We start from the raw sequence: 23,907 nt of genomic DNA on the forward strand, positions 1-23,907 counted from the left end.
TTACGCCTCGTCCTGTCCGGCTCACATCGATACCGGCAAATATATTATACATTTTACGCCTAAATCATTCAACCGTGACTAAACAAATAACGACCTTAAAGTATCAATAAGCAACATCACGTTAAAGTAAGTGACTATCGAACCCACGGTCCACAGGAGAATTTTGTCCAACGCGCTGTTAGCATACTTACCCATTACCCTCTGCGACGATGTCAGATAAATCTGCGTGAAAACAGTCAGCGGCAGCTGAACGCTTAAAAAAAGCTGGGACACTATCAATCCGCTGAAGGGATTCTTTATTAAAAATGCGACAGCCGCTGCCAGGGCAAAAGTGATGCCCACCCCTACTTTTGTATGCCTGTCGTATATATTATAAGGCTCTCGGTAGAGGCCGGCAAAAATAGATCCTCCGGCCATGCCCGCCGTAACACTGGAAGATATCCCTGATAACAAGAGAGCCAACGCGAAGACGACCAAAGCCATATCCCCCAGCAATGGCCTCAAGGTCTCCTGAGCCTGGTCAAGGGCTGTTACTTTAACTCCTCTAGCGAAAAAAGTGGACGCGGCGAGAAGTATCATGGCGCTGTTTATGGCCCAGCCGGCTACCATTGAAAACAGCGTGTCCATAAATTCGTACTTAAGCTGATGCCTTATAGTCTCTTCATCCTTAAGGTTCCACTGCCTGCTCTGGATCACCTCTGAATGAAGGTACATGTTGTGAGGCATAACCACCGCCCCCATCAAGCTCATGACAATGGGCAAAGCCCCTGAAGGCACGCGGGGCATAACCCAGCTTAAAGCCGCCTTATTCCAATCTATGTGCACAAGGCTTAATTCAAATACAAAGGAGATCCCTATAAGGGAGACAAAACCTATGATAAGCCTCTCTATCTTTTTATAGGAGTTTGAGTAGAGAAGCCAGCTGACCAAAGCCACTACCATTACCGCCCCCACTTTCACCGGTAAGCCAAAGAGCATGTGCAGGGCTATCCCGGCTCCCACGATTTCAGCCAGAGCAGTGGACACCGCCGCCAGCATAGCAGATGCCAGTATAACTCTAGCGACAACGGGATTTATATACATAGCAGTAGCTTCAGACAGGCAGTAACCCGTGGAAATGCCCAGATGGGCTGCATTGTGCTGCAGTATAATCAGCATGACAGTAGACAGGGTTATAATCCATAAAAGTTCATAACCATAGTACGAGCCTGCCGACACGTTAGATGCCCAATTCCCCGGGTCTATAAACCCAACAGTTACCAGAAAGCCCGGACCTATGTACCTTAAAAATTCAAAAGCCATAAGGCGCGGCTTATGGGTTTTCTTGAGGAAATTCCACATGCGCATCACCTTAATTTACAAAGTCCCGCAGGGCGCTTTATGTTCAACTGCCTAACATTGAAAGAAATACGCCTGCTGCCACCGCCGTCCCTATGACCCCTGCCACATTGGGCCCCATAGCGTGCATCAGCACGAAGTTACCAGGTCTGGCCTTTTGGGCTTCCACCTGAGACACCCTGGCCGCCATGGGAACCGCCGAAACCCCTGCCGAACCTATAAGGGGGTTGATCTTACCCCTGGATAGCCAGTTCATTATCTTGCCCAGGATCACGCCACCGGCTGTAGACACCCCAAAAGCCACCAATCCCAAAACTACAATACCCAATGTCTTGGCATTTAAAAACCTCTCCGCACTGGCTGTAGCCCCTACGGACGTGCCCAAAAATATGACGATAATGTTATTGAGCTCATTTTGAGCGGTTTTTGACAGCCTGTCCACAACCCCTGATTCTCTAAACAAATTGCCCATCATCAGCATGCCTATAAGAGGCGCTGCAGGAGGCAGTATAAGGGACACCAGTATTGTCACCACAATGGGAAACACGATCTTTTCAGTCCTGGAGACGGGTCTTAATTGTTCCATCATGATCTCCCGCTCTTTTTGCGTCGTCAAAAGCCTCATAATAGGCGGCTGTATAATCGGTACCAAAGCCATATAAGAGTAAGCAGCAACCGCTATAGGCCCAAGGAGATTAGGGGCAAGTTTAGTGCTCAGGTATATAGCGGTAGGTCCGTCAGCACCGCCTATGATGCCTATAGAAGCCGCCTCTTTTAATGTATACCCGAGGAAAATCGACGCCACATTAAAGGTTATAAACACACCCAGCTGGGCTGCTGCACCCATGATTATACTGGCAGGATTGGCAATTAAGGGGCCAAAGTCTGTCATGGCGCCGACTCCTAAAAAGATCAGCGGAGGAAAAATCCCCAGAAAGTCCCCCTGATACAGATAGTACAGCAGACCGCCTACGCTCTTTAGCACAGGGATTCCATCCCTGCCGAGCGCATAAGAAGGAGGCTCCATCAGGCCACTTAGCGGGAGATTGGCCAGCAACATACCGAATGATATAGGCAGGAGCAAAAGCGGCTCATATTTTTTCCCGATAGCCAGGTAAATAAGCACCAGCGCTATAGCTATCATAATCATATGCTTCCATGTAAGGGCTGCAAAGCCGCTTTGACTCCACAGATTCACTAACGCTTGTACCATGGTTTTCACCTTCTCCCGGAATTACTTCAACACCAGGAGCACATCACCTGTGTTCACAGAAGCTCCTTTTGAAACCTGAATGGATATTACGGTGCCATCCTGGGGCGCTATTATCTCGTTTTCCATCTTCATGGCCTCAAGGATCATTACCACATCGCCTTTTTTCACGGCCTGCCCTTCTTTAACCTTCACATCCAATATGGTTCCAGGCATAGGAGCATTGACCTTAAACCCGCCGGAGGGTACTTCTTTTTTAGGTTGCACAGGAGTTTGTTCACTTTTAGATACGGATTTTGCAATCGGATTTTCCACCTGCCCAGCAGGCACTTCCACTTTTGGCGTTATTGTCTCTTCTCCCTTATCGGATTTAACCTCCTCTACTATGACTTCGTACGTATTGCCGTTTACAGTGACATTAAATTTTTTCACGCGTATACCTCCCATCATATTCTTGAATTGATAATGTCATTTCTGCCAGCTTTGGCCCACGTTGGCGCCTGTCCAGTCTTTCTCAAAGACCTTATTTTCAATTTAAAATCGCTTTTACCATATGAGGCAATAGCAGCGGATATAACAGCTATGAGCTCCTCATCCATATCATTACCCTGCTCTTTAGCATCTTTTTCATCCTGCCTATCATTCACCTTGGGTTTCTCCACATGCCTTTCATTGCCCACAAAAGCGTATTTAAAGAGCAGTATGACAAGGCAAAGTATAATCAGCACAGCAAATACAATCCCCATGCCCAGTACGGTTATAAGCGCATTTTCTCCTAATAGCTGAATAAAACTCACACATACCACCTCTACAAAGGCATATTGCCGTGTTTTTTAGGCGGCCTGGTCTCTCTCTTGCCTGCCAGCATCTCAAAGGCAGCGATTAACCTGGGCCTGGATTCTGCGGGGATTATGACATCGTCTACATAACCTCTGGCAGCTGCCCTGTAAGGGTTGGCAAACTCCGATCTATACTCTTCTATCTTCTGCTGCCTTGTTGCAATGGGATCTGGTGAATCCTCTATTTCTTTTCTGAACACGATGTTAGCCGCTCCTTCTGGCCCCATAACCGCTATCTCCGCTGTAGGCCAGGCGTATACCACGTCAGCACCCAGCTCCTTGCTGCACATGGCTATGTATGCTCCACCGTAAGCTTTCCTTATGATCATGGTCACCTTAGGTACTGAGGCCTCAGAATATGCATACAGCATTTTCGCACCATGCCTTATAATGCCGCCGTATTCCTGATCGGTGCCTGGTAAAAATCCCGGAACATCTACCAGATTTAAAAGGGGGATGTTAAACGCATCACACGTCCTTATAAACCTCGCTGCCTTATCCGACGCGTTTATATCAAGGCATCCAGCCGCCACCTGCGGTTGATTGGCCACAATACCCACCGTCTTGCCGTTTAACCTGGCAAACCCCACCATGATATTCTGGGCAAAATAAGGCTGGATTTCAAAAAAGTCTCCTCCATCCACTATCTTCGTTATGATTTCCTTCATATCATAGGGCTTATTGGGGCTGTCTGGAAGTATATCATTTAAAGATTCTTCTACCCTGTTTAAATCGTCGTCGGTAACCTGATAAGGCGCATCTTCCAAATTATTAGGTGGTAGATAACTTAAAAGCTTTTTAACCAAAGCTATGGCGTCCTTTTCGTCAGAGCCTATAAGATGGGCCACGCCGCTTTTGGTATTGTGGGTAACTGCTCCGCCCAATTGTTCGGCGGTGACATCCTCTCCCGTTACTGCCTTTATTACCTGAGGACCTGTTATAAACATCTGGCTCGTCTTGTCTACCATGACGATAAAATCTGTCAATGCCGGTGAATACACAGCACCTCCTGCGCAGGGCCCCATGATGACGGTTATCTGGGGTATAACTCCCGACGCCATGGTGTTTCTGTAGAATATGCTGCCATATCCTGACAGAGCGTCTACGCCTTCTTGAATCCTGGCGCCACCGGAATCGTTTATACCTACCACAGGAGCTCCTGTCTTCATAGCGAGATCCAGCACCTTGCAGATCTTCTTGGCGTGCATTTCCCCTAAAGAACCGCCTATCACCGTAAAATCCTGGGCATAAGCATACACCAGCCGGCCGTTTACCGTCCCGTAACCGGTAACCACGCCATCTGCCGGGGCCTTTGTATTGGCCATATTAAAATCTGTACTCCTATGTTGGACAAAGGCATCCAGCTCTACAAAAGATCCTTCATCAAACAACATGGAAAGGCGCTCTCTGGCAGTAAATTTACCTGCGCTGTGCTGCTTTTGAATCCTCTCCTCACCGCCGCCCTTTTCGATATTTTCCCTCTTGAGCCGGAGCTCTTCTATCTTTTGCTCGACACTCAATTTAATACCTCCATTCTGCCATATTATAGTAAGGCATTAACCCGAATTTCTCCATTGTAATCATTATACCATCATACTTGCAATAGAAGCAAGCCGGGCACTCTCCTTATACTTTGCTCTTTTAACGATTGGATATAGTGATCCACCGTATGGCCAAACAGCGCTATGTCAGGACAAATCTCTCGCAATGGCACCAGAACAAAAGCCCTTTTTAACATTTCAGGATGAGGAATAGTCAGATGTTCTTCTCTGATAGATATGTTATCGTAAAGCAGGATGTCTATGTCAATGGTCCTAGGCCCCCACCTTATATCCCTTTTCCTTCCCAGGTCTTTTTCTACATTCTGCACAACACTCAGCAGTTGGTAAGGGGAATAAAAGGTCCTGACTTTCAAGACGGCATTTAAAAAATCCGGCTGATCTGTGTACCCCACAGGGCTGGTCTCATAAACCGAAGAGCTCTTCAGCACGCCTACACCAGCTTTATTTAAATTTTCTACAGCACATTTTAAAAATTTAAACCTGTTTCCCATATTAGAACCCAGGCCAAGGTACGCTATCGGCAAACCTTATCGCCCCTCACCATGGCATCTGTCATCCTGGCGACTCGCGCCATCTCCTTTACATCGTGTACTCTCACGATATCCACCCCTTGAGTTATACCGTAAGCTACCGTGGCGGCCGTCCCTTCTACCCTTTCGTCGACCGGAAGGTCCAGCACATGGCCAATCATGGATTTGCGGGATGTGCCTAAGAGAATAGGAAGTCCCAGGCTTCTAAACTCTGAAAGGTGTTTCATGATGTACAGGTTTTGTTCAGGGGATTTGCCAAAGCCTATACCCGGGTCTATTATGACTTTTTCTCTGTTTAATCCTGCCTTCACAGCCAGCTCTACAGAGCGGCGCAAAAAAGCCAGGTGCTCGCTCACCATGTCGTCGTATTGCCTGTCCTCTTTATTAAACATCACCACCACCGGCACATCGTACTCCGCCACCACTTCAGCCATTTTCTCGTCTTTTTGCAGCCCCCACTGGTCATTTATAATATCAGCGCCCAGTTCCAGCGCTCGCTTTGCCACCTCCGCCTTTGTGGTGTCCACCGATACAGGCACTCTGACCTCCTTTACCAGCTTTTCTACCACCGGCAGCACCCTGCGCATCTCTTCCTCCAGCGAAACAGGCGTGTAACCAGGTCTTGTGGATTCACCCCCCACGTCGATTATATCAGCGCCTTCGTCCACCATGATCTTTGCCCTCTCTACAGCCTTCTCTATGTCCCAATATTTACCGCCGTCAGAAAAAGAATCGGGAGTTACATTTAATATACCCATTATGTACGTCTTTTCCCCAAGGGGCAGTCTATATCGAGGGGTCTGTATTGCCACAGGCTTGCTTTCACGGGCATCGAGTATATCCTTCAGTATGCGGGCAATGTGGTCCAACCCCAGATAGGGCTGTAGGCTGAGCTTGTCTATAAGCGACTTATACTGTTTTATATTTCCCATCACTATGGCGTCAGTGTGCTCCACAGAGCAGTTAACGCAACCCCTGTGCACAGCTACATCCCCGCCTAGTGACAGCATCTCCTGCTTCAATATGTTGGCAGCTCCAGCTCTAATGCCCTTGACTTTTATCACCACATGGTCCATTTTAGATGCCAGTATATCCAATGCTCCCTCGCTTACCCCTATCTTTTTAAGCTCGTACAGCATCTCCTCTTTATCTCTTGTCGACATCAACTGGCATTCCACGTCACAACCTCCTCCTTAAAACAAGCCGGTTATCTTCCCCTCTTGGTCTACATCTATGTTCTCAGCAGCAGGATGCTTTGGCAATCCCGGCATGAGCATTATGTCGCCCATTACCGCCACTATAAACCCAGCTCCTGCTGACAGGTGCACTTCTCGCACAGTAACCTCAAAACCCGTAGGAGCACCCAATAGACGGGGATTATCAGAAAAGGAATATTGGGTCTTGGCAATACACACAGGCAATTTATCAAAACCCAATTCCTTTATCTTCTTTATAGCCTTTGCGGCTTCAGCGGTAAACACCACACCGGCTCCTCCGTATATTTCCTTTGTGATCTTTTCTATCTTTTCCTCTATAGAAAGGTCTAAATCGTAAAGGGGCTTATAATGGCTTTTATGGCTTTGAAGGACCTTTAAAATCTCCTGCGCCATCTCGATGCCCCCCTCGCCACCCTTCGACCACACATCAGCGAAAACAGCCTTAACGCCAATTTCACCGCATAAACTCGTCAAAAGCCTTACCTCATCAGGGGTATCTTCCTTAAAGGCGTTTATGGCCACCACTGCAGGGACACCGTATTTCCTTATGTTTTCCACATGCCTTTTAAGGTTTTCAAAACCCCTGCGCAAAGCATCCAGATTTTCACCTGATAGCTCGCTTTTTTTAACCCCTCCGTGCATCTTTAAGGCCCTTATAGTGGCCACAACTACCACAGCATCAGGCCTGATTCCGCCTATCCTGCACTTTATGTCCATGAATTTCTCGGCACCTAGATCAGCACCAAAACCCGCTTCTGTCACCACGTAATCTCCCAACTTCAACGCCATCTTGGTGGCAATAAGGCTATTACAACCGTGGGCAATATTAGCAAAAGGACCACCGTGGATGATGGCAGGAACGCCTTCCAGGGTCTGAACGAGGTTGGGCTTTATGGCATCCTTGAGGAGGGCAGCCATTGCTCCATCAGCTCTTAAGTCCCTAGCCGTCACAGGATTACCGTCTAAGTCATAAGCTACTACCATATCCCCCAACCGCTTCTTTAAATCGGCCATGTCTTCGGCAAGGCATAATACCGCCATTACCTCTGAAGCCACCGTTATGATAAAGCCATCCTCCCTAGGATAGCCGTTTTTTTTACCCCCAAGGCCTACCACGATTTCCCTCAGTGCCCTGTCGTTTATATCCACAGCCCGCCTCCAAACCACGCGCCTTGGGTCTATCCTGAGGGCATTGCCCTGGTGAATGTGATTGTCTATCATAGCCGAAAGCAGATTGTGAGCCGCCGATATGGCGTGGATATCCCCCGTAAAGTGTAGGTTTATGTCTTCCATGGGAACTACCTGGGAATAGCCTCCCCCGGTAGCCCCTCCTTTAAGCCCCATACATGGCCCTAGGGACGGCTCCCTTAAAGCGATGACAACCTTTTTATGCAGCCTGGCCAAAGCCTGTCCCAAACCTATGGCCATAGTGGACTTGCCTTCCCCTGCCGGCGTAGGATTTATAGACGTGACCAATATCAGTCTACCATCTGGCCTGTCTTTAATTTTTCTAAATAAATCCAAGGATATTTTGGCTTTATACCTGCCGTAATACTCTATGTAGTCCTCGCCTATACCCAGCGACTCTGCTATCTCCTTAATAGGTTTAATTTCCGCGTTTTGCGCGATCTCTATATCGCTAAGCATGACCTCACCTCTACTTCTTCAGCTTGCTTTTGCACCTTTCCATGAACTTATTCACGTCAATTATATACCTCTCATGGGTGCCCTCACCTATTTTTTCCAGTTCATCATACGCCTCTACTTTAAACGACAGCTTTCTATCCTCGATTTTTACCAATTCGGCGTATACCCTTACCCTCATTCCCACAGGCGTAGCTTTTATATGGGTCACCGCAATTTGAGTACCTACCGTAGCCTTGTCCCCTGGCAGGTGAAGCTCTACCGCGGACATGGCCGCTTTTTCCATTAACGATATCATGGCAGGGGTCGCCAATACCCTGACGCTACCGCTACCGTAAGATACTGCCAGATCCTTTTCCTCTACAATAGTCTCTATAGTAGAACTCAAACCCACTTTTACACCGTACTCCAATAATCCCACGACCTTTCTACTACTTTTTTGTCAAACCCATTATAGCAGATAAAATCAAAAAAAAACAGGGTTTTAAACCCTTTTACGCACTGGCGAATACTTCTTCAAATTCTTCTTTATTCAGCTTTTCTCTCTCTATCAAAGCCTGAGCGACTCTGTGGAGCTTATTTATATTTTCTCTCAGCAAATTCTCGGCTCTACTGTAGCATTCCTCTATAATGCGCCTCATCTCGCTGTCGATCTCCGCAGCCACCTCTTCACTGTAATTGCGAGCTCTACCCAGATCCCGACCTATGAATATCTCATCTCTATCAGATCCGTATATCATGGGTCCTAGCTTTTCACTCATGCCGTACTCAGTCACCATCTCTCTGGCGATCTTAGTGGCTCTTTCCAGGTCATTCTGGGCACCTGTGCTTATATCATTGAGAACCAGCTTTTCAGCAGCTCTGCCTCCTAAAAGCTGTACTATCTCGTCCAGCATCTCAGATTTGGATATATAATACTTATCCTTCTCCGGCAGGCTCATGGTATACCCACCTGCTCTTCCCCTGGGAATAATGGAAACCTCATGGACAGGATCTGCATGGGGTAGCAGTTTTGCCACAACAGCATGGCCCGCTTCGTGATAAGCCGTAAGCTTTTTATCCTCTTCAGTTATTACCCTGCTCTTCTTTTCAGGGCCTGCCAGCACTTTGGTGATGGATTCTTCCAGTTCTGCCATGGATATCTGCTTTTTCCCTCTGCGCGCGCTAAGCAAAGCCCCTTCGTTCATGAGGTTTTCCAGGTCAGCTCCTGTAAATCCCGGCGTTCTTTTAGCCAGCACCTTTAAATCTACATCAGGAGCCAGGGGTTTGTTCCTGGAATGTACTTTTAATATCTCTTCTCGCCCCTTCACATCGGGTATGCCAACTACTACCTGTCTATCAAACCTGCCCGGCCTCAAGAGTGCAGGATCCAATATGTCAGGCCTATTGGTTGCGGCGAGGATTATAATCCCTTCATTGACGTTAAATCCATCCATCTCTACCAGCAGATGGTTTAACGTCTGTTCCCTCTCGTCGTGCCCTCCTCCCAAACCTGCGCCCCTGTGACGACCTACGGCATCAATTTCATCTATAAATACTATACAAGGTGAATTCTTTTTGGCCTGCTCAAAAAGATCTCTCACCCTGGCAGCGCCTACGCCCACAAACATCTCCACGAAATCAGAACCGCTTATGCTAAAAAAAGGCACACCTGCCTCTCCAGCCACAGCGCGGGCCAGAAGCGTCTTTCCTGTACCAGGGGGACCTACCAACAGTACGCCTTTGGGTATCCTTGCTCCCAATTCTATAAATTTTCTCGGCGACTTTAAAAACTCCACGATCTCCTTAAGTTCTTCTTTTTCTTCATCAGCTCCGGCTACATCGTTAAATGTAACCCTTCTCTTGTCCTCATTGAGCATTCTGGCCCTGCTTTTCCCAAAGGACATCACCCTGCTTCCGCCGCCCTGGGATTGCTGAATAAAAATGAGCCAGAAGATTATAAACAAAACTATAAACGCAACCGTAGGCAACAACTGCAACCACCACGGCGGCTCAGAGACAGGCTGCGGGTTGACCACAAGGCCTTTATCTATATACGGCTGCAAAAACTGGCTAAAACTGGTAGTATCCAGTATATAGCTTTGAAACTTCGTGCCATCTTTTAACATGCCAGTAACATTCTTATCTATAATGGTGATTTCGCTGACATTATTATTCCTAATCTGCTGTACCAGCTGAGTATAATTGTACTTCAACGGCTGTTCTGGAGCCGCAGTACCCCATAGCTGGACCATGGCGTATATAGCTATCAATATCAGGATATAAAAACTGGCACTTTTAAGGAACTTACTCAAACGCCTTTGCCTCCCCTCATCAAACTATAACAAGGATATTTTAGCATATAAATTTACAAAAAACAAATCAAGTCAGTCATTGTATACCTCTGGTTTTAACACTCCTATATAGGGAAGGTTTCTGTACTTCTCTGCATAGTCCAGCCCATACCCGACCACGAATTTATCAGGTATGTTAAATCCCACATACTCCACTTCTACATCGCTCTTTCTCCTCTCAGGTTTATCCAGAAGCGTGCATATCCTTATGCTTTTGGGGGATCTTCCCATGAGGTATTTCCTTAAATAGCTCAGCGTAAGGCCGCTGTCTATGATGTCCTCCACGATAATGACGTCCTTGTCCTGTATACTGCTATCCAGGTCTTTTATGATCTTTACCACCCCTGATGAATGGGTAGAAGCTCCGTAACTGGATATAGCCATAAAATCCAACGTCACGGGCAGGTCAATATACCTTATAAGGTCCGATATGAACATAATCGCGCCTTTCAGGACACCCACAAGCACAGGCTCTTTGCCTTGGTAATCGCGGGTGATAGCATGACCCAATTCTTTTATCCTTTCCTTCAGCCTTTGTTCATCTATTAATATTTCCGAAATATCCTTCTCCAGCATCGTTATAGCCTCCTTCATAAATTAATACCAAAAATCTCCTGGTTTTATCAGTTACTTTATATTTGCCGTTGATCCTGTGCCCAACGATCCAAACGATCTCACTACCTGAAGCCACAAGGGGTATTTTATCGCGCACTTCTGAGGGCACCTTGGCGTCAATAAAGTACTCTTTCAATTTCTTGTGCCCGTTCATCCCAAAAGGAATTATATAATCTCCAGGTCTGCGGGACCTGACCACAAGGTTGTCAGGAATTTGATCGTAATCCAGGTATGCCCTGTACCTGTTTTTAAAGTCAGGTTGAATATCGGCGACCACTTCGGCCCTTACGCTCGCATTCAACTCCGAAATGCGCGTTGTACCCGGTATAACAAGAGGATAACAAAAATCGGGTGCCTTTGAAACAGGTGCCACAGAAAAAACCCTGATCTTGCCGTACTGCAAACCCACGCATATACCGCCTGGTATATCCACCCGCTCACCGGTTTGTCCTCTTTTTATAAACTCCATGATGTACTCTATGTGCTTAAATTCCAAATTTAAATTATTCCCTTTGACGTCCTCAACCATCTTGCGTATAAGACGCCTTTTAACAGCTAAATCCTGTCTTTCAAACTCACTGAGCTCTACCTGTACACCGCTTTTATCTTTAAAGCATATCTTTTTATAAATCTCCAAGACATTTTTTTGAACGTAAGCATCTTCTTCCCTCAGGATGTCCGCTGCCTGGACCAATGCCTCTGCTATATTCTTATTAAAGTGATCTTTTAAATAGGGGATCAGCTCAATCCTTATCCTGTTTCTGAAATAATGGGTTTGAAAATTGGTATGGTCAACCCTGTACTCCAGGCCGTTTTCCTCTATATACGCCTCTATATCCCGGCGGGGGGTTTCTATGAGAGGCCTTATTATATCTCCTGAAACCGGGCTCATGCCGGTCAGCCCTTGAACTCCTGCACCCCGCAAGAGGTGTAAAAGCACCGTCTCTGCCTGATCATCCATGTTATGGGCCACGGCGATCTTGTCAGCTTTTAACTGCTCTTTTAACTGCCTAAAAAACGCATACCTGACATGCCTCCCCGCCTGCTCTACAGACATACCGGTATCTGCCGCTATTTTCGCTACATCCTCCACTTTAGCGTAAAAAGGAAGACCCAAATCACAAGCCATTTTCTGGACGAATCGCATATCCTCTTCTGCCTGCGTTCCCCTTAAACAGTGATTGACATGAGCGACGATAAGGGAGAGGTCGTAATTATCCCTCATTCTAAATAAGACATGTAAAAGACACACAGAATCAGGACCACCTGATACAGCAACTATTATTTTGTCACCATGGCGTATCATGTTGTACTTCTTTATGGTATCTTCGGCTAACACGGTATTTCCCCCAGGCGCTTTTATATTATATTATTATACCATATCATTAAGAATAAAAAAAGAAAGACAACGCCTATCACCAGAAGTACGTTCAAGGCCATATCGACTTTTGCAGCGAAATCCCCTCTGCTGTAAATGGTATACGCGTAGTTGAGGATTTTATCCACATCCGTCCCGTTAAGGCACATCTGTATAATGTAAAAAAGCCCTGACGATCGATTTTTGGCACCCAGCAGCAGCTTTTTCAACGCCTTTTTATCTGGTGGATGTCTTTTGCCGTACAAAAGCTCCAGCAATATTATTCCAATGCCAAAAAGGTCGTAGGTCTCATCCGCTCTTCTTAAGCCACAACCCCAGGAGGCCCTGTCGTACCACGGCGTGTATTCTACAACACCTGAGCCCATCTTTGTCAAACCGCCTACATCTACAAAGCGCAACAGCTTTTTCTCCCTATCTACCATTATATTTTCAGGTTTTATGTCAGCAAAAACATACCCCTTTTTGTGAAACTCTTTAAACAACCTTAAAAACACTACGGATAAACCTATGATACTTTTAGCTTCAAGAACGCAACCTTTTAAAAAATCCCTCAGGTTATCTCCCTGAATGTACTCCATAACAATAAAACTGGCCTGATATGAAAGCATATCATCCAGTTCGTACACCCTCGGTATGTATTCCATATAAGAAAACTCCTTAAAAAGCCTGTATTCCCTGGCCGCACTCATCAAATTGTCAAAGACTTTAATAGCGTACTTTTGGCCATCATCCATACATCGGGTCAAAAAAACAGCTCCAAGGCCGCCTTCACCCAACTTCTTCAAGATCTCGTAAGCTCTGCGGTTCCAGCGGCCTTCTATAACACATCCCTTTTCCAACCTCATAACGTGTACTCTTCCAACTGCGGCTGTTTTACCAACATGGATACAGCCTCCCTTATGGCAATAGCCGTAGGGGTATTTCCTCCTGTACCCACTGCCGTCACAATCTCCTTCAGCTTTAGTGGATCAAAGGTAAAATCGCAAAGCACCTTTACCATGCTGTCAGGACCAGGGAATTGCAACAATGCCACCGAAAAACGCCCTTTTCTGCCGCTCAATGTATTTAACAGATCTATGACGCTGGACTTGGCGGCCTGGATTTTATACAGCATACTCCCACTGGTGTCCAAGAGAATAACCATCTCCACATCGGTCTCATCAGACAGCGATTCCACATATTCAGCTACCTGGCTTCTCACCAAAGGGTTAATGTCTTTTAAATCCTTGCCTATAATGTTTTTTATCTGGCTGTTGACTATCTCCTCTATAGTCATCTGAACCGATCTCTGCGTCAACGCCTGCATGGTCTCGGACAGGTCTTCTATTCGCGTCAGTTCGTATAAACCGCCGCCTGCCCGCGCGATCTCTTTGACCTCCATAACTCCTAAGCTGTCGCTATCCACTATCCCTATGGCATTGACGACTATCCCCGCCTTTTTCGCGTCCCTCGCTGCTTCTACAGGGCTTCCACCTATGTTGGATTTACCATCAGTCACAACGGTCATGAGTTTTAACGGCATAGCAATACCTCCTTTTTAGTAATTATTGCCATTAAAACCCACCGCTATACAGCGTTACACTGCTACTATTTTTGACACCATAACGGTCATATCGTCTTTTACTCTACCACCCGTTATTTTCAGCGTCTCGTCAGATATCTTTTGGGCGATTTCCTGAGGCGTCCCATCTATTTCCATAAGCAGCTGTTTAAGCCATTGCTCTCTCTTTATAAGGTCGTTGGCATCCAGCACTCCATCGGTTACCATTACCAGTATATCGCCTTCCTTTAAAGCACTGTTTTTAACCGACACGCTTACATCGCTTAATATACCCACAGGGAGCTCGCAGGAGTGAATGACCTCTACCTTCTCCCCTTTTTTTATAAACGTAGATGAAGAACCCATTTTTATAAATTCTGCATCCCCTGTATATTTATCAAAAAGGCATATGTCCAGAGTGGTAAAGCAATCCATATTTCTCAGCGCCATAAGGGAATTTACACACTTTACTGCGGTTTCTTCAGCAAAACCTGCTTTGATAAACCTCTCTATCAGCCTCAAAGCCAACTTGCTTTCGCGAGCGGCCTTTTCTCCTGTTCCCATGCCATCGCTTAATGCAATCATATACTGTCCATAAGGAAGCTGGGAAAAGCTAAAATTATCACCATTTACCGATTCCTTAGAGGTGCTAACCACCGCAGTAACCACATTATACCTATCGGCTTCTTCCAGTTTCAGACAACATGTCCTAAGATCTCGGTCTATATCGCACTTGCCACAGACCTGAACCATCTTTCTGCCTACACATCGGGATACGATGGGAATGATATGTTTAAAACACTCCTTGTCGCCATAGCATACCTTCTTTAGGATCTTGACTTCCAGCCTCTCGCCCTTTCTAATGGCGTACACATCCTTTACGTCAAAACCCAGCTTGTCCAGCTCTACCCTTATGCTTTCTTCTAAATCATCTAAAAACTCCACCTCTGCCTCCATATCGCCAGCTAAATTGTTCAGGATACGGGATATGCCTTTAAACTGTTGCACCATAGCTTCCACACCGTTGTCCCCTGCAAATTCTTGCATGCTCACAGATATTTCATCCATCAGAGTCGAAATCTCCTTTATCCTCTCCAGGGACATCTTTTTAGCCCTTAAGCTGTAATCAGCCAATGCCTTATGTTTATTTACAGCTTTATCCAGATATTCACGCAAGGTGCAAACAAAGGACCTGGGCAACAGCACAAACATCAAAAGAGATGCAGCCATCTCTAACGGCGTCACATAAGCCCCTATTGCAGGTATGTAGATGTACAGGAGTATGTAACTAAAGGCAAAGCCTATCATGGAACCTGTTTTCCCCAATTTGTTAAACAGACCCGAAAATAACCCTTCCAAGCCATATACTGCCATAAGCATGGGATTTAACCGGGTTAAGTTTGATATAAATCCCACCACAAGGCCGGTAGAACAGCCAGCACCAGCGCCCCCAGCAAAACCCACTGTCATCGCGCTAAGAGCTGCCAGTATAGCGGTCACTGAAAAATCACCTATTTTAATCCCTGAAAACCCCGATAAAACAATTCCGGCCGTAATAGCGCACGCTATCGCTTCTTCCCTTGACAGCACTCTTCTATTCATACCGGTCACAGCAGGTATGCACTGATAAAAAACAAAGGTCATGGAAAAACACGCTGCCGCGCTTAGCACAAAAACGATCAAGTCGTACAAAATAAACCTGGTTACCAAACCAAAACCCAGTGAAACAAACTGTAATACAGATGCAATAACAGCATATACTGTAATATCACGATCTTTAATCCAAGGATAAATCACCGTAAATGCCATCACTGCAAAAGCGTAATATAAGGCATTAAACGCGCCCATTACCAACGTAATGCTCAAAATGATAGGGACGATAAGCATAAGGTATTTTTTCTCTTTTTTCAACGCTGCAGCGTAAAATGCCAGCCCAAAGGGCAGTGTTTGATCAAAAAACAGTGATCTGGAAATCAAAAAGCCCAGCATAATGACCATCGCCGTTCCTGCGTCTATCTGCAGGTTTAATTTTTTCTTTTCTCTAATTTTATGAATTTTATGGGTGTAAACCCTTTGGTATGGAAGCAATTCTATGCGTTCCACTGTAAATCCCCCTTTAACAAGTTTGTTCGTCTGGATTATACCACCATGTCATGAAATTGTCTGTATTTTTTTGGCAATAACAAAAAACTTTTATCGACAATATTAAACCGGTGCTAGCGATATGGTAAAATAATTTTTAAATATGATTTCAGGAGTGAGAGGGATTGAATTACCTGTACAGGGGAAAGCAATTTTATACCTACTACACCGCAAAGATTAGCGATGAAGACTGGAAATTTCTGTCGAAATATCTCAATGAAAAGCAGCTAAAAATTTTTTTAAAGCTACCTTTATACGAGCAGAGGCATTCCCTAGATGTAGCTTACAACATCCTTAACATGAGCCCTGACGCCTCTTCCGATTTGGTTATCGCAGCTTTAATGCACGATATAGGAAAGGGCAATTCACTCACGCCTATGAAAAAGGCTATCGCCGTATTGCTGGATAAATTAGCCCAGTCTCTGGCCGTAAAGTTATCCAAAAGGTGGCCATTTCTCTACACCTATTACAATCACCCCGCTATAGGTGGAAAAATAGCAGCAAAAATCGGCCTTTCAAAGCGCTGCGTTTACTTAATCGAGCACCACAATGATAAAAATCCGGTAGATAAAGAGATAATAATGCTGCAAAAGGCTGATGGAAAAAGCTAAGGCTTTTTGCTTATATATTGCGCTTTGCAGCGGAGCGAAGGTACTCAATGATACTCTTATCGATTATCCGGCTTATTCTGAGTATAATCTCTTTGTCCACGTTCATACTTATAGCATTGCTAAGGAGTTTTCTTGTCATTTCTATTTTCTCCTTTTGATCCATCGAAATCACTCCTTAAAAGCTAGAGTAGATACAATTTTACATCAAAAACGCGTATGATACAAATAGTAACTATTTACACTTTAAAAAACAAGAGGGCGCCATTCTCGCCTACCTCGGAGAATGGCGCCCTCAGGCCTAATCAAAAGTTATATCCTTCATATCTATACCCGCAACACCTATAACCGTATCCGCACCCCCGTAGTACACGTACAGCTTATCTTCTTTTAATGCATGGCCACAGCTGAATACCACATTGGGGATGTAGCCGCTTACTTCCCATTCCAGCTCAGGCTCCAGTATGGGTTCAGGCTGCCTTGCCAGAACTTTTTTAGGATCTTTTAGATCCAAAAGTGCGCCGCCCAACCTGTACACGTTTTTATCATCAGCCGCATGGTATATGGCAAACCACCCGTCTTTTGTCTTAATCGGCGGACCCGCTATACCTACCCTCGAGCTCTCCCACGTCCCTTCCACGGGTTTTAATACAGGAGTATGATCATACCAATTTACCAGGTCATCTGAAAACGCGATCCATATATCGGGGTATCTTCTGTGAAACATCACGTATTTGCCGTTTACCTTTTCGGGGAACAACGACGCGTCCTTGTTAGGTTCATCCAGCAGCACCCCGTGCCTATACCAGTCTATAAGGTTTTTTGATGATGCCAGGCATATCCTGTAATCCCCTTCATACCTGTCGCCAAATCCTGTATACGTCATATAATAAGTGTCGTCTATTTTTACAATCCTGGGATCTTCGCATCCCCTCATCTCCTGGGGAACGTCGTTGCTGAGTATGGGCTTGTCAAGCCTTAGAAAATTGATGCCGTCTTTGCTCACAGCGTATCCAAACCTTGAAATATATCTGCCGTATTTCTTGTGCGGTCCAAGATCAGTGGCTCTATAAATCAGGTGGAATAGCCCATTGTCGTATATGGCGGCGCAGTTAAATACCGCCTCTCTCTCCCATTCATGCTCTTTTAGGGGCTGTAAAACCGGCTTATCCGTCAATCTCTCTAACTTTATCACAAAATATCCGCTCCTCCTAAAACTTCACTTTGCTTTTTTCTACAGCGGCCACACCTATATGGGTGTCAGCTCCTCCATAATACACATAGTATACGCCATCTGCCTCTACTGCGCCACAGCTAAACACCACATTAGGCACAAGGCCTTCCTTTTCCCACTTTAGTTCAGGCTCCAGTATAGGCTCTGCCTGCCTTGCGACTACCTTTGAAGGATCTCTTAAATCAAGCAGGGCTGCACCTAGCCTGTACACGTTATTATCGTCAACCCCGTGGTATATAAGCAGCCACCCATCCTCTCTCTTTATAGGAGGCCCTGCTATACCTATTTTTTTTGACTCCCATGTGCCGGGAATAGGGGACATCACGATTTTATGATCAGTCCAGGTTATTAAATCCTCTGAATAAGCAATCCATATATGAGGCATCCTCCTGTGAAAAAGCACGTATTTCCCATTGACCTTTTCCGGTAAAAGCGCTGCGTCTTTGTTGGGCTCATCAAGCACCACCTTGTGCCCTTCCCAATGCTTTAAATCATCAGACCAGGCCATGCATATCCTAAAATCTGTCCAATCCCTCCCTCCAAAGCCTGTATAGAGCATGTAGTATCTGTCATCCACCTTAGTTATCCTGGGGTCCTCTACTCCCCACCCTTCCTGCTCTGTCTCACCTACCATAATGGGCTCACTTAACCTTTCAAAACTTACGCCGTCGTCACTTACGGCGTATCCAATAGAAGATACAAATTTATACATTTCTTCCGGTTTTTCGGTGTTTAAGACAAATTCATTGTCAGATGCCCTGTAGAACAGGTGGAATTTACCACCTTCATAAATCGCCGCTGCATTAAAAACCGCTGCTCTTTCCCAACCATGTTCCTTTATTGGAGATAATACCGGTTTATCTGATAACCTCTTGAGCTTAAACAATCCTACGACTCCTTTCTGCAGACATTATTCCTTTAAACCTGTAAAAGATATTCCTTCTACAAAATAGCGCTGAGCAATGAAAAACAAAACTATAATCGGCAAAGCAATGACTATGGACATAGCCATTAAATAATTCCACTTTGGCGCCTCATTTACCCCTCCCATAAAGAAATACATACCTAAGTTCATCGTGTACTTATTCATATCAGTGAGATAAATCAATGGACCTAAGAAATCATTCCAGTAGCCTTTAAAGGCAAATATGCTCACAGCCACCAGCGCTGTCTTTAGCTGAGGTAGCAACACATAGTAAAATGTCTGAAAAGGAGATGCGCCGTCTATTTCTGCAGCATCATCCAATTCTGTAGGAATACCCATGAAAAACTGGCGCAACAGGAATATATAAAACGGTCCCCATGCCGTCCACGCCCTTAGTACCAGAGGGTCAAACTGGCCTACTAAACCCAATTTATTCCATATTATAAAAGTAGGTATTAAAGTTACGTGGAAAGGCAACATCATTGTGCTCAAAAGTATGAAAAAGATTATATCCCTGCCCGGAAACTTAAACCGAGCAAATCCGTAAGCTACAACTGTCTCGCTGATTATCTCTGCTGTCATTCCTAGCGCCACAATGAATAATGTATTGAAAAGATATTTAGAAAATGGTACCGAGTTCCATGCATCTATAAAATTTCTCCACTTTAACGGTTTCGGAATCCATACCGGTGGCCATTGAAAAATATCAGCGTTGGTCTTTAAAGCAGTGGATAGCATCCAGAAAAAAGGTATTAAAATCACAATCGCAATCGCTATAATTATTATATAACTTAAAACAGTAGTTGCAACCCTATTTCTCTTTATAGAGCCACTGATTTTAAAGCTGTTCTCCAATATGCTCACCTCCTATCTCTTAATTTCTCCCTCGTAATGCACCCACGCAGGTGTCGTCTTAAACACCAAGAGGGTAAGCACAAGAATTATCGTAAACAACACCCATGCAATGGCCGACGCTTCTCCCATATGAAGCTGCGTAAAACCACGCTCGTAAACCAGTTGGTTCATAAACTTCCCTGCAGCCGTGGTGGGGCGCACAAACATGGCGACAGTGAATATCTGCAAGGCACCGATCATCCCCATAACGATCTGCAACAATATAACCGGAGATATCATGGGCACAGTGACATTCCAGAACTTCTTGAAAGGACTTGCACCGTCCAAATCAGCCACCTCATACAAACTCCGCGGTACTTCTTGTAATGCAGCTAAAAACACTACGGTATTTGTGCCGAAAATACCCCATATGCTCATAATGATAAACGCAGGCAATACGAATTTAGGATCGCCAAACCAGTTAGGCTTTTGCACCCCAAACAGCAGCAAAAAAGGCTTTGCTATATAATTTATCAGGCCAGATTCGCTGTTAAACAACCATCTCCATAGCAAAGCTACTGCCACATCAGGGAGAACTGCAGGCAAATAGTATATCGTTCTGAAAACCCCTATGCCTTTAATCTTTCTGTTTAAAAGCATAGCCACAAGCAATGAGCCAATTACCCCTATGGGTAAAGTCAAAAACGCATATAATAAAGTAATGCGGACAGAAGGCCAGAATTCTATATCCTTTGTAAAGAGAAAGATGTAATTGCCAAGTCCTACCCACTTAGGCGTGCCAAAAAGCCGGTAGTCTGTAAAGCTCAAATAAAATGAATATATTAACGGAAATGCAGTAAAAATTAGAAATCCCACGACCCATGGAGAAATAAGGGCAAAGCCTATGGCTTCCCTTTGTTTCCAGCCCAAGCGTCGAAGTAAAGCGTATATCGCGACTCCAATTAACAAAAGAATTATAGGCGTAATAAGCCATCGCTCAAAAGTACCAGCAAAACCTTCCATAGCTTCACCTCTTTCATTAAGATAAAGGAGGCAAGCAACACCTCCTTTATCCCACTTTACAAATTATTTTTTAGGCAACTTAGCGTCAAGCTGCGGCTTTACAACAGGAATCAGCTTATCAGGATCCCCATGGTTATTGATAATCGGATCCATTAACTGAGTCCAAAAGACATTATCCCAATCCGGATAGTTCTCATAGTACCTGTACTGTCTTCCGTAGGACATAGATTTTATGATAACCGGCATAGCCTCTGCTCTTTCCGGATGGAGCTTTTTCATATTGTCAAGAGTAACCATGGACTTCCTTGGCGGCATAACTTTCCACTGATGAATGGCATCAGTTAAGTCAATAAACGCCTGAAATGCTGCATCAGGATTCTTGGTCTTAGCGTTGATGCCCATTCCCAAAACATCCACTAGAGTCGCCCTTTTACCCGTAGGACCAGCCGGCACTTCACTTACTACACATTTGAAGCTTACTTTGTTTTCAAGATTATCCGCAGCCCCACCCATGAACATCGCCACTTGCTGGTCTTTAAACATGGTATCAAAGCCGCGATCCTTTATTATCTGTTGTGATGGGACCATAGGGCTATTTACTAAATCAGCGTAGAATTTGAAAGCTGCCTTAGCTTGAGGAGTATCTATAGGCGATGTACTAAAATCAGGTGCTATAACATCTCCACCGTTTTGCCATACAAACATCTGTACAGGAGGCCATCCGTTGAGAGTAAATCCCCATTGTTTTACGTTTTTAGCATCAAATCCACTTTCTCCAGGATGCTTACCGTTCTGATCAACAGTCAACTTTTTAGCTGCTTCCACAAATTTATCCCAGTTCCACGTCTCATCAGGCAACGGAACCCCTGCTTTATCAAATAAATCCTTATTCACGTAAAGCACTACAGGTTGTTCAATCCATGGGAGCCCATATATCCTATCGTTCACTTTAAACGGCTGCAAAGCCACATCAAAATAATCAGAGACTTTAGCAGCTGGATCCTTAGAAGACGCCAGCTTATCCGTTATGTCCATCATAGCTCCTCTTGCCGCAAGCTGTGCCGCCCTTTGGGCACTAACCCAGAACAAATCGGGTCCACTGCTCCCTGAAAGCTGCGTTGTCAAGCGCGTATCGTAATCTGCAGGATTAGAGTCTTGCACGATCTTATAGGTATCTGATTTTTTATTTAACTTGTCTATAATTCCTTGTAACTCCTTTGCTTCATCGGCTCCAGCCCATGTAGAAAGGCGAATAGTAACCTTTTCCTTTTTCTGTTGACTGACATTGTTCTGGGATTTTGATGATCCACCTGAGCATCCCGAAATTATTAATAAAGAAGCCAACAAAATCGCAAACAATGAGAAAAATTTTTTCACAAAAATCCCTCCTTTTATTTATAATAACCCAGAAATGCAGTCGCGTATGCTTAGGAAAAAATCATGTACCCTATCCCACCTCCCTCACAGAATTTCTTTCAATTAGCTTAACCTCCATCCTTATGTTGTCGTGAGGTTCTTCGGGATTATCCATGCGCCATAGGAGCCTCTTTACAGCCTTTACTCCCATAAGCTCCTTGTTAACTCTTATAGTGGTCAAATGGGGTGTTACGATGTTACACAAGTCAATGTCATCAAAACCCACTACGGATATATCGTCAGGTACTTTTATGTCTAATATGCTTAAAGCGTTGTACAATGTTATGGCGGCGTTATCATTAGAACACACCCATGCAGAGGGAAGCTTATCCATTTTTGAAATGATGTTTGCCACTTCCCTATAATTCTTGCTTAAAACATATTGTTCCACATTTTCCACAACACAATACCCCGGATTTACATTTAACATTGGATCTACGATAAGTCCTGCATTCCTCATAGCCTCATTAAACCCTAACCATCTCTCCTTAAAGCTCAGCGAAAAATCTATCTCCCCAAAAAAACCTATCTCCTTGTGCCCCTTATCTATCAGGTATTTAGTAGCTATATATGAACCAGGTATATTTTGCGTCAATACCGCGTCGGTACTTATCGTAAATGACGCATGATCCACCAGCACAAGGGGAATGTTATAGCTAAGCAATGTTTTAAGGTATTCGTCCATTATGGTGCCTACAATTAAAATACCAGCAACTTTTCTGCTCTCTATACTAGAAGGCACTTGAAAATTATCTTTATTCATAAAGTTGACCAGCACATCATAATTGTTTTTCTTAGCTTCATTTTCAATGCCTAAAATCACCTTTGTGTAAAAGTACGTATCGCGAAAATTTCTCTCTTCAATCAAAATACATATGTTTTTTAAATGGTTCTTCACCATAAACGACGGATTTTCTTCAAAATAACCCATTTCGTCCGCCGTTTTTATCACGAGGTTTCTAGTATCTTCGCTAACTCCTACCTTGTCGTTTAAAGCCAAAGATACTGCATTTATCGATATGTTCAGCTTTTTTGCTATGTCTTTCATAGTGACTTTTTTTCTCTTAGTTGCTGCCAAATTTAAACACCCCAGTGCAACTGTTTTCCACATTTAATTATATTATTGTCTTATTTAAATATCAAGTGATTTTTACTTGAAACATCTGAGATTTTACTTGAATTTGCTTAACGTATAGGTAGTGTGGTATGGTGCAACTATTACAACAATAGGGTGTGTAACAGATGGTGCAACCAGTACAAATACAATTAGCCAGGTTTAACTTATGTAGTTCTCGGTTTATAGATATGAATTACTTATATAGCAATAAAAAAAGATTCCATTTATTATGGAACCTCTGGTTTTAAATAGAGCGGATGACGGGATTCGAACCCGCGATCCTCGGCTTGGGAAGCCGATGCTCTACCACTGAGCCACATCCGCGTAGACCTTGCCAGGAGTAAAGGGGGGGTGGGTATAAGGTCAAGGCCTCGACCTATTAGTACTTACCAGCTTAAAGCA

General features: G+C 44.6%; 23 protein-coding genes and 1 tRNA gene. 1 reads left to right on the forward strand and 23 read right to left on the reverse strand.

Features of this window, described 5'->3' with window-relative positions; genetic code table 11:
* Positions 1-78: 78 nt before the first annotated feature.
* From CALPO_RS0109355 to CALPO_RS14255, 15 genes are all read right to left on the reverse strand, one after another.
* Complete coding sequence (locus CALPO_RS0109355) at positions 79-1,341, reverse strand: Nramp family divalent metal transporter (protein WP_026487074.1); 1,263 nt, start codon at positions 1,339-1,341, stop codon at positions 79-81.
* A 43-nt stretch (positions 1,342-1,384) separates the two neighbouring features.
* Entirely contained in the window at positions 1,385-2,551 is a 1,167-nt protein-coding gene (locus CALPO_RS0109360) for a sodium ion-translocating decarboxylase subunit beta (protein WP_026487075.1), read from the reverse strand.
* Positions 2,552-2,572: 21 nt separating this feature from the next.
* A complete protein-coding gene (locus CALPO_RS0109365) occupies positions 2,573-2,980 on the reverse strand; it encodes a biotin/lipoyl-containing protein (RefSeq protein ID WP_026487076.1) in 408 nt (135 codons plus the stop codon).
* Positions 2,981-2,994: 14 nt separating this feature from the next.
* Complete coding sequence (locus CALPO_RS0109370) at positions 2,995-3,345, reverse strand: OadG family protein (protein ID WP_026487077.1); 351 nt, start codon at positions 3,343-3,345, stop codon at positions 2,995-2,997.
* An 11-nt stretch (positions 3,346-3,356) separates the two neighbouring features.
* Positions 3,357-4,907 (reverse strand): acyl-CoA carboxylase subunit beta, encoded by a 1,551-nt coding sequence (locus tag CALPO_RS0109375; protein ID WP_026487078.1) that lies wholly within the window; start codon positions 4,905-4,907, stop codon positions 3,357-3,359.
* 71 nt (positions 4,908-4,978) lie between these two features.
* The gene (folK, locus tag CALPO_RS0109380; protein ID WP_026487079.1) at positions 4,979-5,473 is read right to left on the reverse strand and encodes a 2-amino-4-hydroxy-6-hydroxymethyldihydropteridine diphosphokinase; all 495 of its coding nucleotides are present in this window, start codon (positions 5,471-5,473) and stop codon (positions 4,979-4,981) included.
* The gene (folP, locus tag CALPO_RS15140) at positions 5,464-6,657 is read right to left on the reverse strand and encodes a dihydropteroate synthase (protein ID WP_245589936.1); all 1,194 of its coding nucleotides are present in this window, start codon (positions 6,655-6,657) and stop codon (positions 5,464-5,466) included. The genes folK and folP overlap by 10 nt, the downstream gene beginning before the upstream one ends.
* A gap of 15 nt (positions 6,658-6,672) precedes the next feature.
* Entirely contained in the window at positions 6,673-8,343 is a 1,671-nt protein-coding gene (locus CALPO_RS0109390) for a formate--tetrahydrofolate ligase (RefSeq protein ID WP_026487081.1), read from the reverse strand.
* Between the two features lie 10 nt (positions 8,344-8,353).
* Positions 8,354-8,761 (reverse strand): thioesterase family protein, encoded by a 408-nt coding sequence (locus CALPO_RS0109395; protein WP_245589937.1) that lies wholly within the window; start codon positions 8,759-8,761, stop codon positions 8,354-8,356.
* A gap of 73 nt (positions 8,762-8,834) precedes the next feature.
* The gene (gene ftsH, locus CALPO_RS0109400; protein WP_026487083.1) at positions 8,835-10,634 is read right to left on the reverse strand and encodes an ATP-dependent zinc metalloprotease FtsH; all 1,800 of its coding nucleotides are present in this window, start codon (positions 10,632-10,634) and stop codon (positions 8,835-8,837) included.
* 72 nt (positions 10,635-10,706) lie between these two features.
* Positions 10,707-11,249: a hypoxanthine phosphoribosyltransferase gene (gene hpt / locus CALPO_RS0109405; protein ID WP_407638224.1), complete on the reverse strand. Its 543-nt coding sequence runs from the start codon at positions 11,247-11,249 to the stop codon at positions 10,707-10,709.
* The gene (gene tilS / locus CALPO_RS0109410; RefSeq protein ID WP_026487085.1) at positions 11,212-12,627 is read right to left on the reverse strand and encodes a tRNA lysidine(34) synthetase TilS; all 1,416 of its coding nucleotides are present in this window, start codon (positions 12,625-12,627) and stop codon (positions 11,212-11,214) included. The genes hpt and tilS overlap by 38 nt, the downstream gene beginning before the upstream one ends.
* Positions 12,628-12,647: 20 nt before the next feature.
* Positions 12,648-13,511: a serine/threonine protein kinase gene (locus CALPO_RS0109415; RefSeq protein WP_026487086.1), complete on the reverse strand. Its 864-nt coding sequence runs from the start codon at positions 13,509-13,511 to the stop codon at positions 12,648-12,650.
* Positions 13,508-14,188 (reverse strand): vWA domain-containing protein, encoded by a 681-nt coding sequence (locus tag CALPO_RS0109420; protein WP_026487087.1) that lies wholly within the window; start codon positions 14,186-14,188, stop codon positions 13,508-13,510. Before CALPO_RS0109420 ends, CALPO_RS0109415 begins: the two co-directional genes overlap by 4 nt.
* Positions 14,189-14,242: 54 nt before the next feature.
* Positions 14,243-16,309: a SpoIIE family protein phosphatase gene (locus CALPO_RS14255; RefSeq protein WP_051585947.1), complete on the reverse strand. Its 2,067-nt coding sequence runs from the start codon at positions 16,307-16,309 to the stop codon at positions 14,243-14,245.
* Positions 16,310-16,473: 164 nt separating this feature from the next.
* Between CALPO_RS14255 and CALPO_RS0109435 the strand changes: the two genes are divergently transcribed.
* On the forward strand, positions 16,474-16,959 hold the full coding sequence (locus CALPO_RS0109435) for an HD domain-containing protein (RefSeq protein WP_051585948.1): 486 nt from the start codon (positions 16,474-16,476) through the stop codon (positions 16,957-16,959).
* A gap of 10 nt (positions 16,960-16,969) precedes the next feature.
* On the opposite strand, the gene CALPO_RS14690 is transcribed toward CALPO_RS0109435, so the two are convergent.
* From CALPO_RS14690 to CALPO_RS0109475, 8 genes are all read right to left on the reverse strand, one after another.
* Positions 16,970-17,122: a Spo0E family sporulation regulatory protein-aspartic acid phosphatase gene (locus CALPO_RS14690; protein WP_156940171.1), complete on the reverse strand. Its 153-nt coding sequence runs from the start codon at positions 17,120-17,122 to the stop codon at positions 16,970-16,972.
* Positions 17,123-17,257: 135 nt separating this feature from the next.
* Positions 17,258-18,151 (reverse strand): glycoside hydrolase family 130 protein, encoded by an 894-nt coding sequence (locus CALPO_RS0109445; RefSeq protein WP_026487090.1) that lies wholly within the window; start codon positions 18,149-18,151, stop codon positions 17,258-17,260.
* A 16-nt stretch (positions 18,152-18,167) separates the two neighbouring features.
* Complete coding sequence (locus CALPO_RS0109450; protein WP_026487091.1) at positions 18,168-19,076, reverse strand: glycoside hydrolase family 130 protein; 909 nt, start codon at positions 19,074-19,076, stop codon at positions 18,168-18,170.
* Positions 19,077-19,100: 24 nt separating this feature from the next.
* Complete coding sequence (locus CALPO_RS0109455) at positions 19,101-19,970, reverse strand: carbohydrate ABC transporter permease (protein ID WP_456059076.1); 870 nt, start codon at positions 19,968-19,970, stop codon at positions 19,101-19,103.
* A 12-nt stretch (positions 19,971-19,982) separates the two neighbouring features.
* Complete coding sequence (locus CALPO_RS0109460) at positions 19,983-20,972, reverse strand: carbohydrate ABC transporter permease (RefSeq protein WP_026487093.1); 990 nt, start codon at positions 20,970-20,972, stop codon at positions 19,983-19,985.
* Positions 20,973-21,035: 63 nt separating this feature from the next.
* Positions 21,036-22,349, reverse strand: coding sequence for an ABC transporter substrate-binding protein (locus tag CALPO_RS0109465; RefSeq protein ID WP_026487094.1), 1,314 nt, complete (start codon positions 22,347-22,349; stop codon positions 21,036-21,038).
* 70 nt (positions 22,350-22,419) lie between these two features.
* The gene (locus CALPO_RS0109470; RefSeq protein ID WP_026487095.1) at positions 22,420-23,466 is read right to left on the reverse strand and encodes a LacI family DNA-binding transcriptional regulator; all 1,047 of its coding nucleotides are present in this window, start codon (positions 23,464-23,466) and stop codon (positions 22,420-22,422) included.
* 291 nt (positions 23,467-23,757) lie between these two features.
* Positions 23,758-23,829, reverse strand: a tRNA-Gly gene (locus tag CALPO_RS0109475).
* Positions 23,830-23,907: the final 78 nt, after the last annotated feature.

This window comes from Caldanaerobius polysaccharolyticus DSM 13641 (genome assembly GCF_000427425.1).
GTDB classification, from domain to species: domain Bacteria; phylum Bacillota; class Thermoanaerobacteria; order Thermoanaerobacterales; family Caldanaerobiaceae; genus Caldanaerobius; species Caldanaerobius polysaccharolyticus.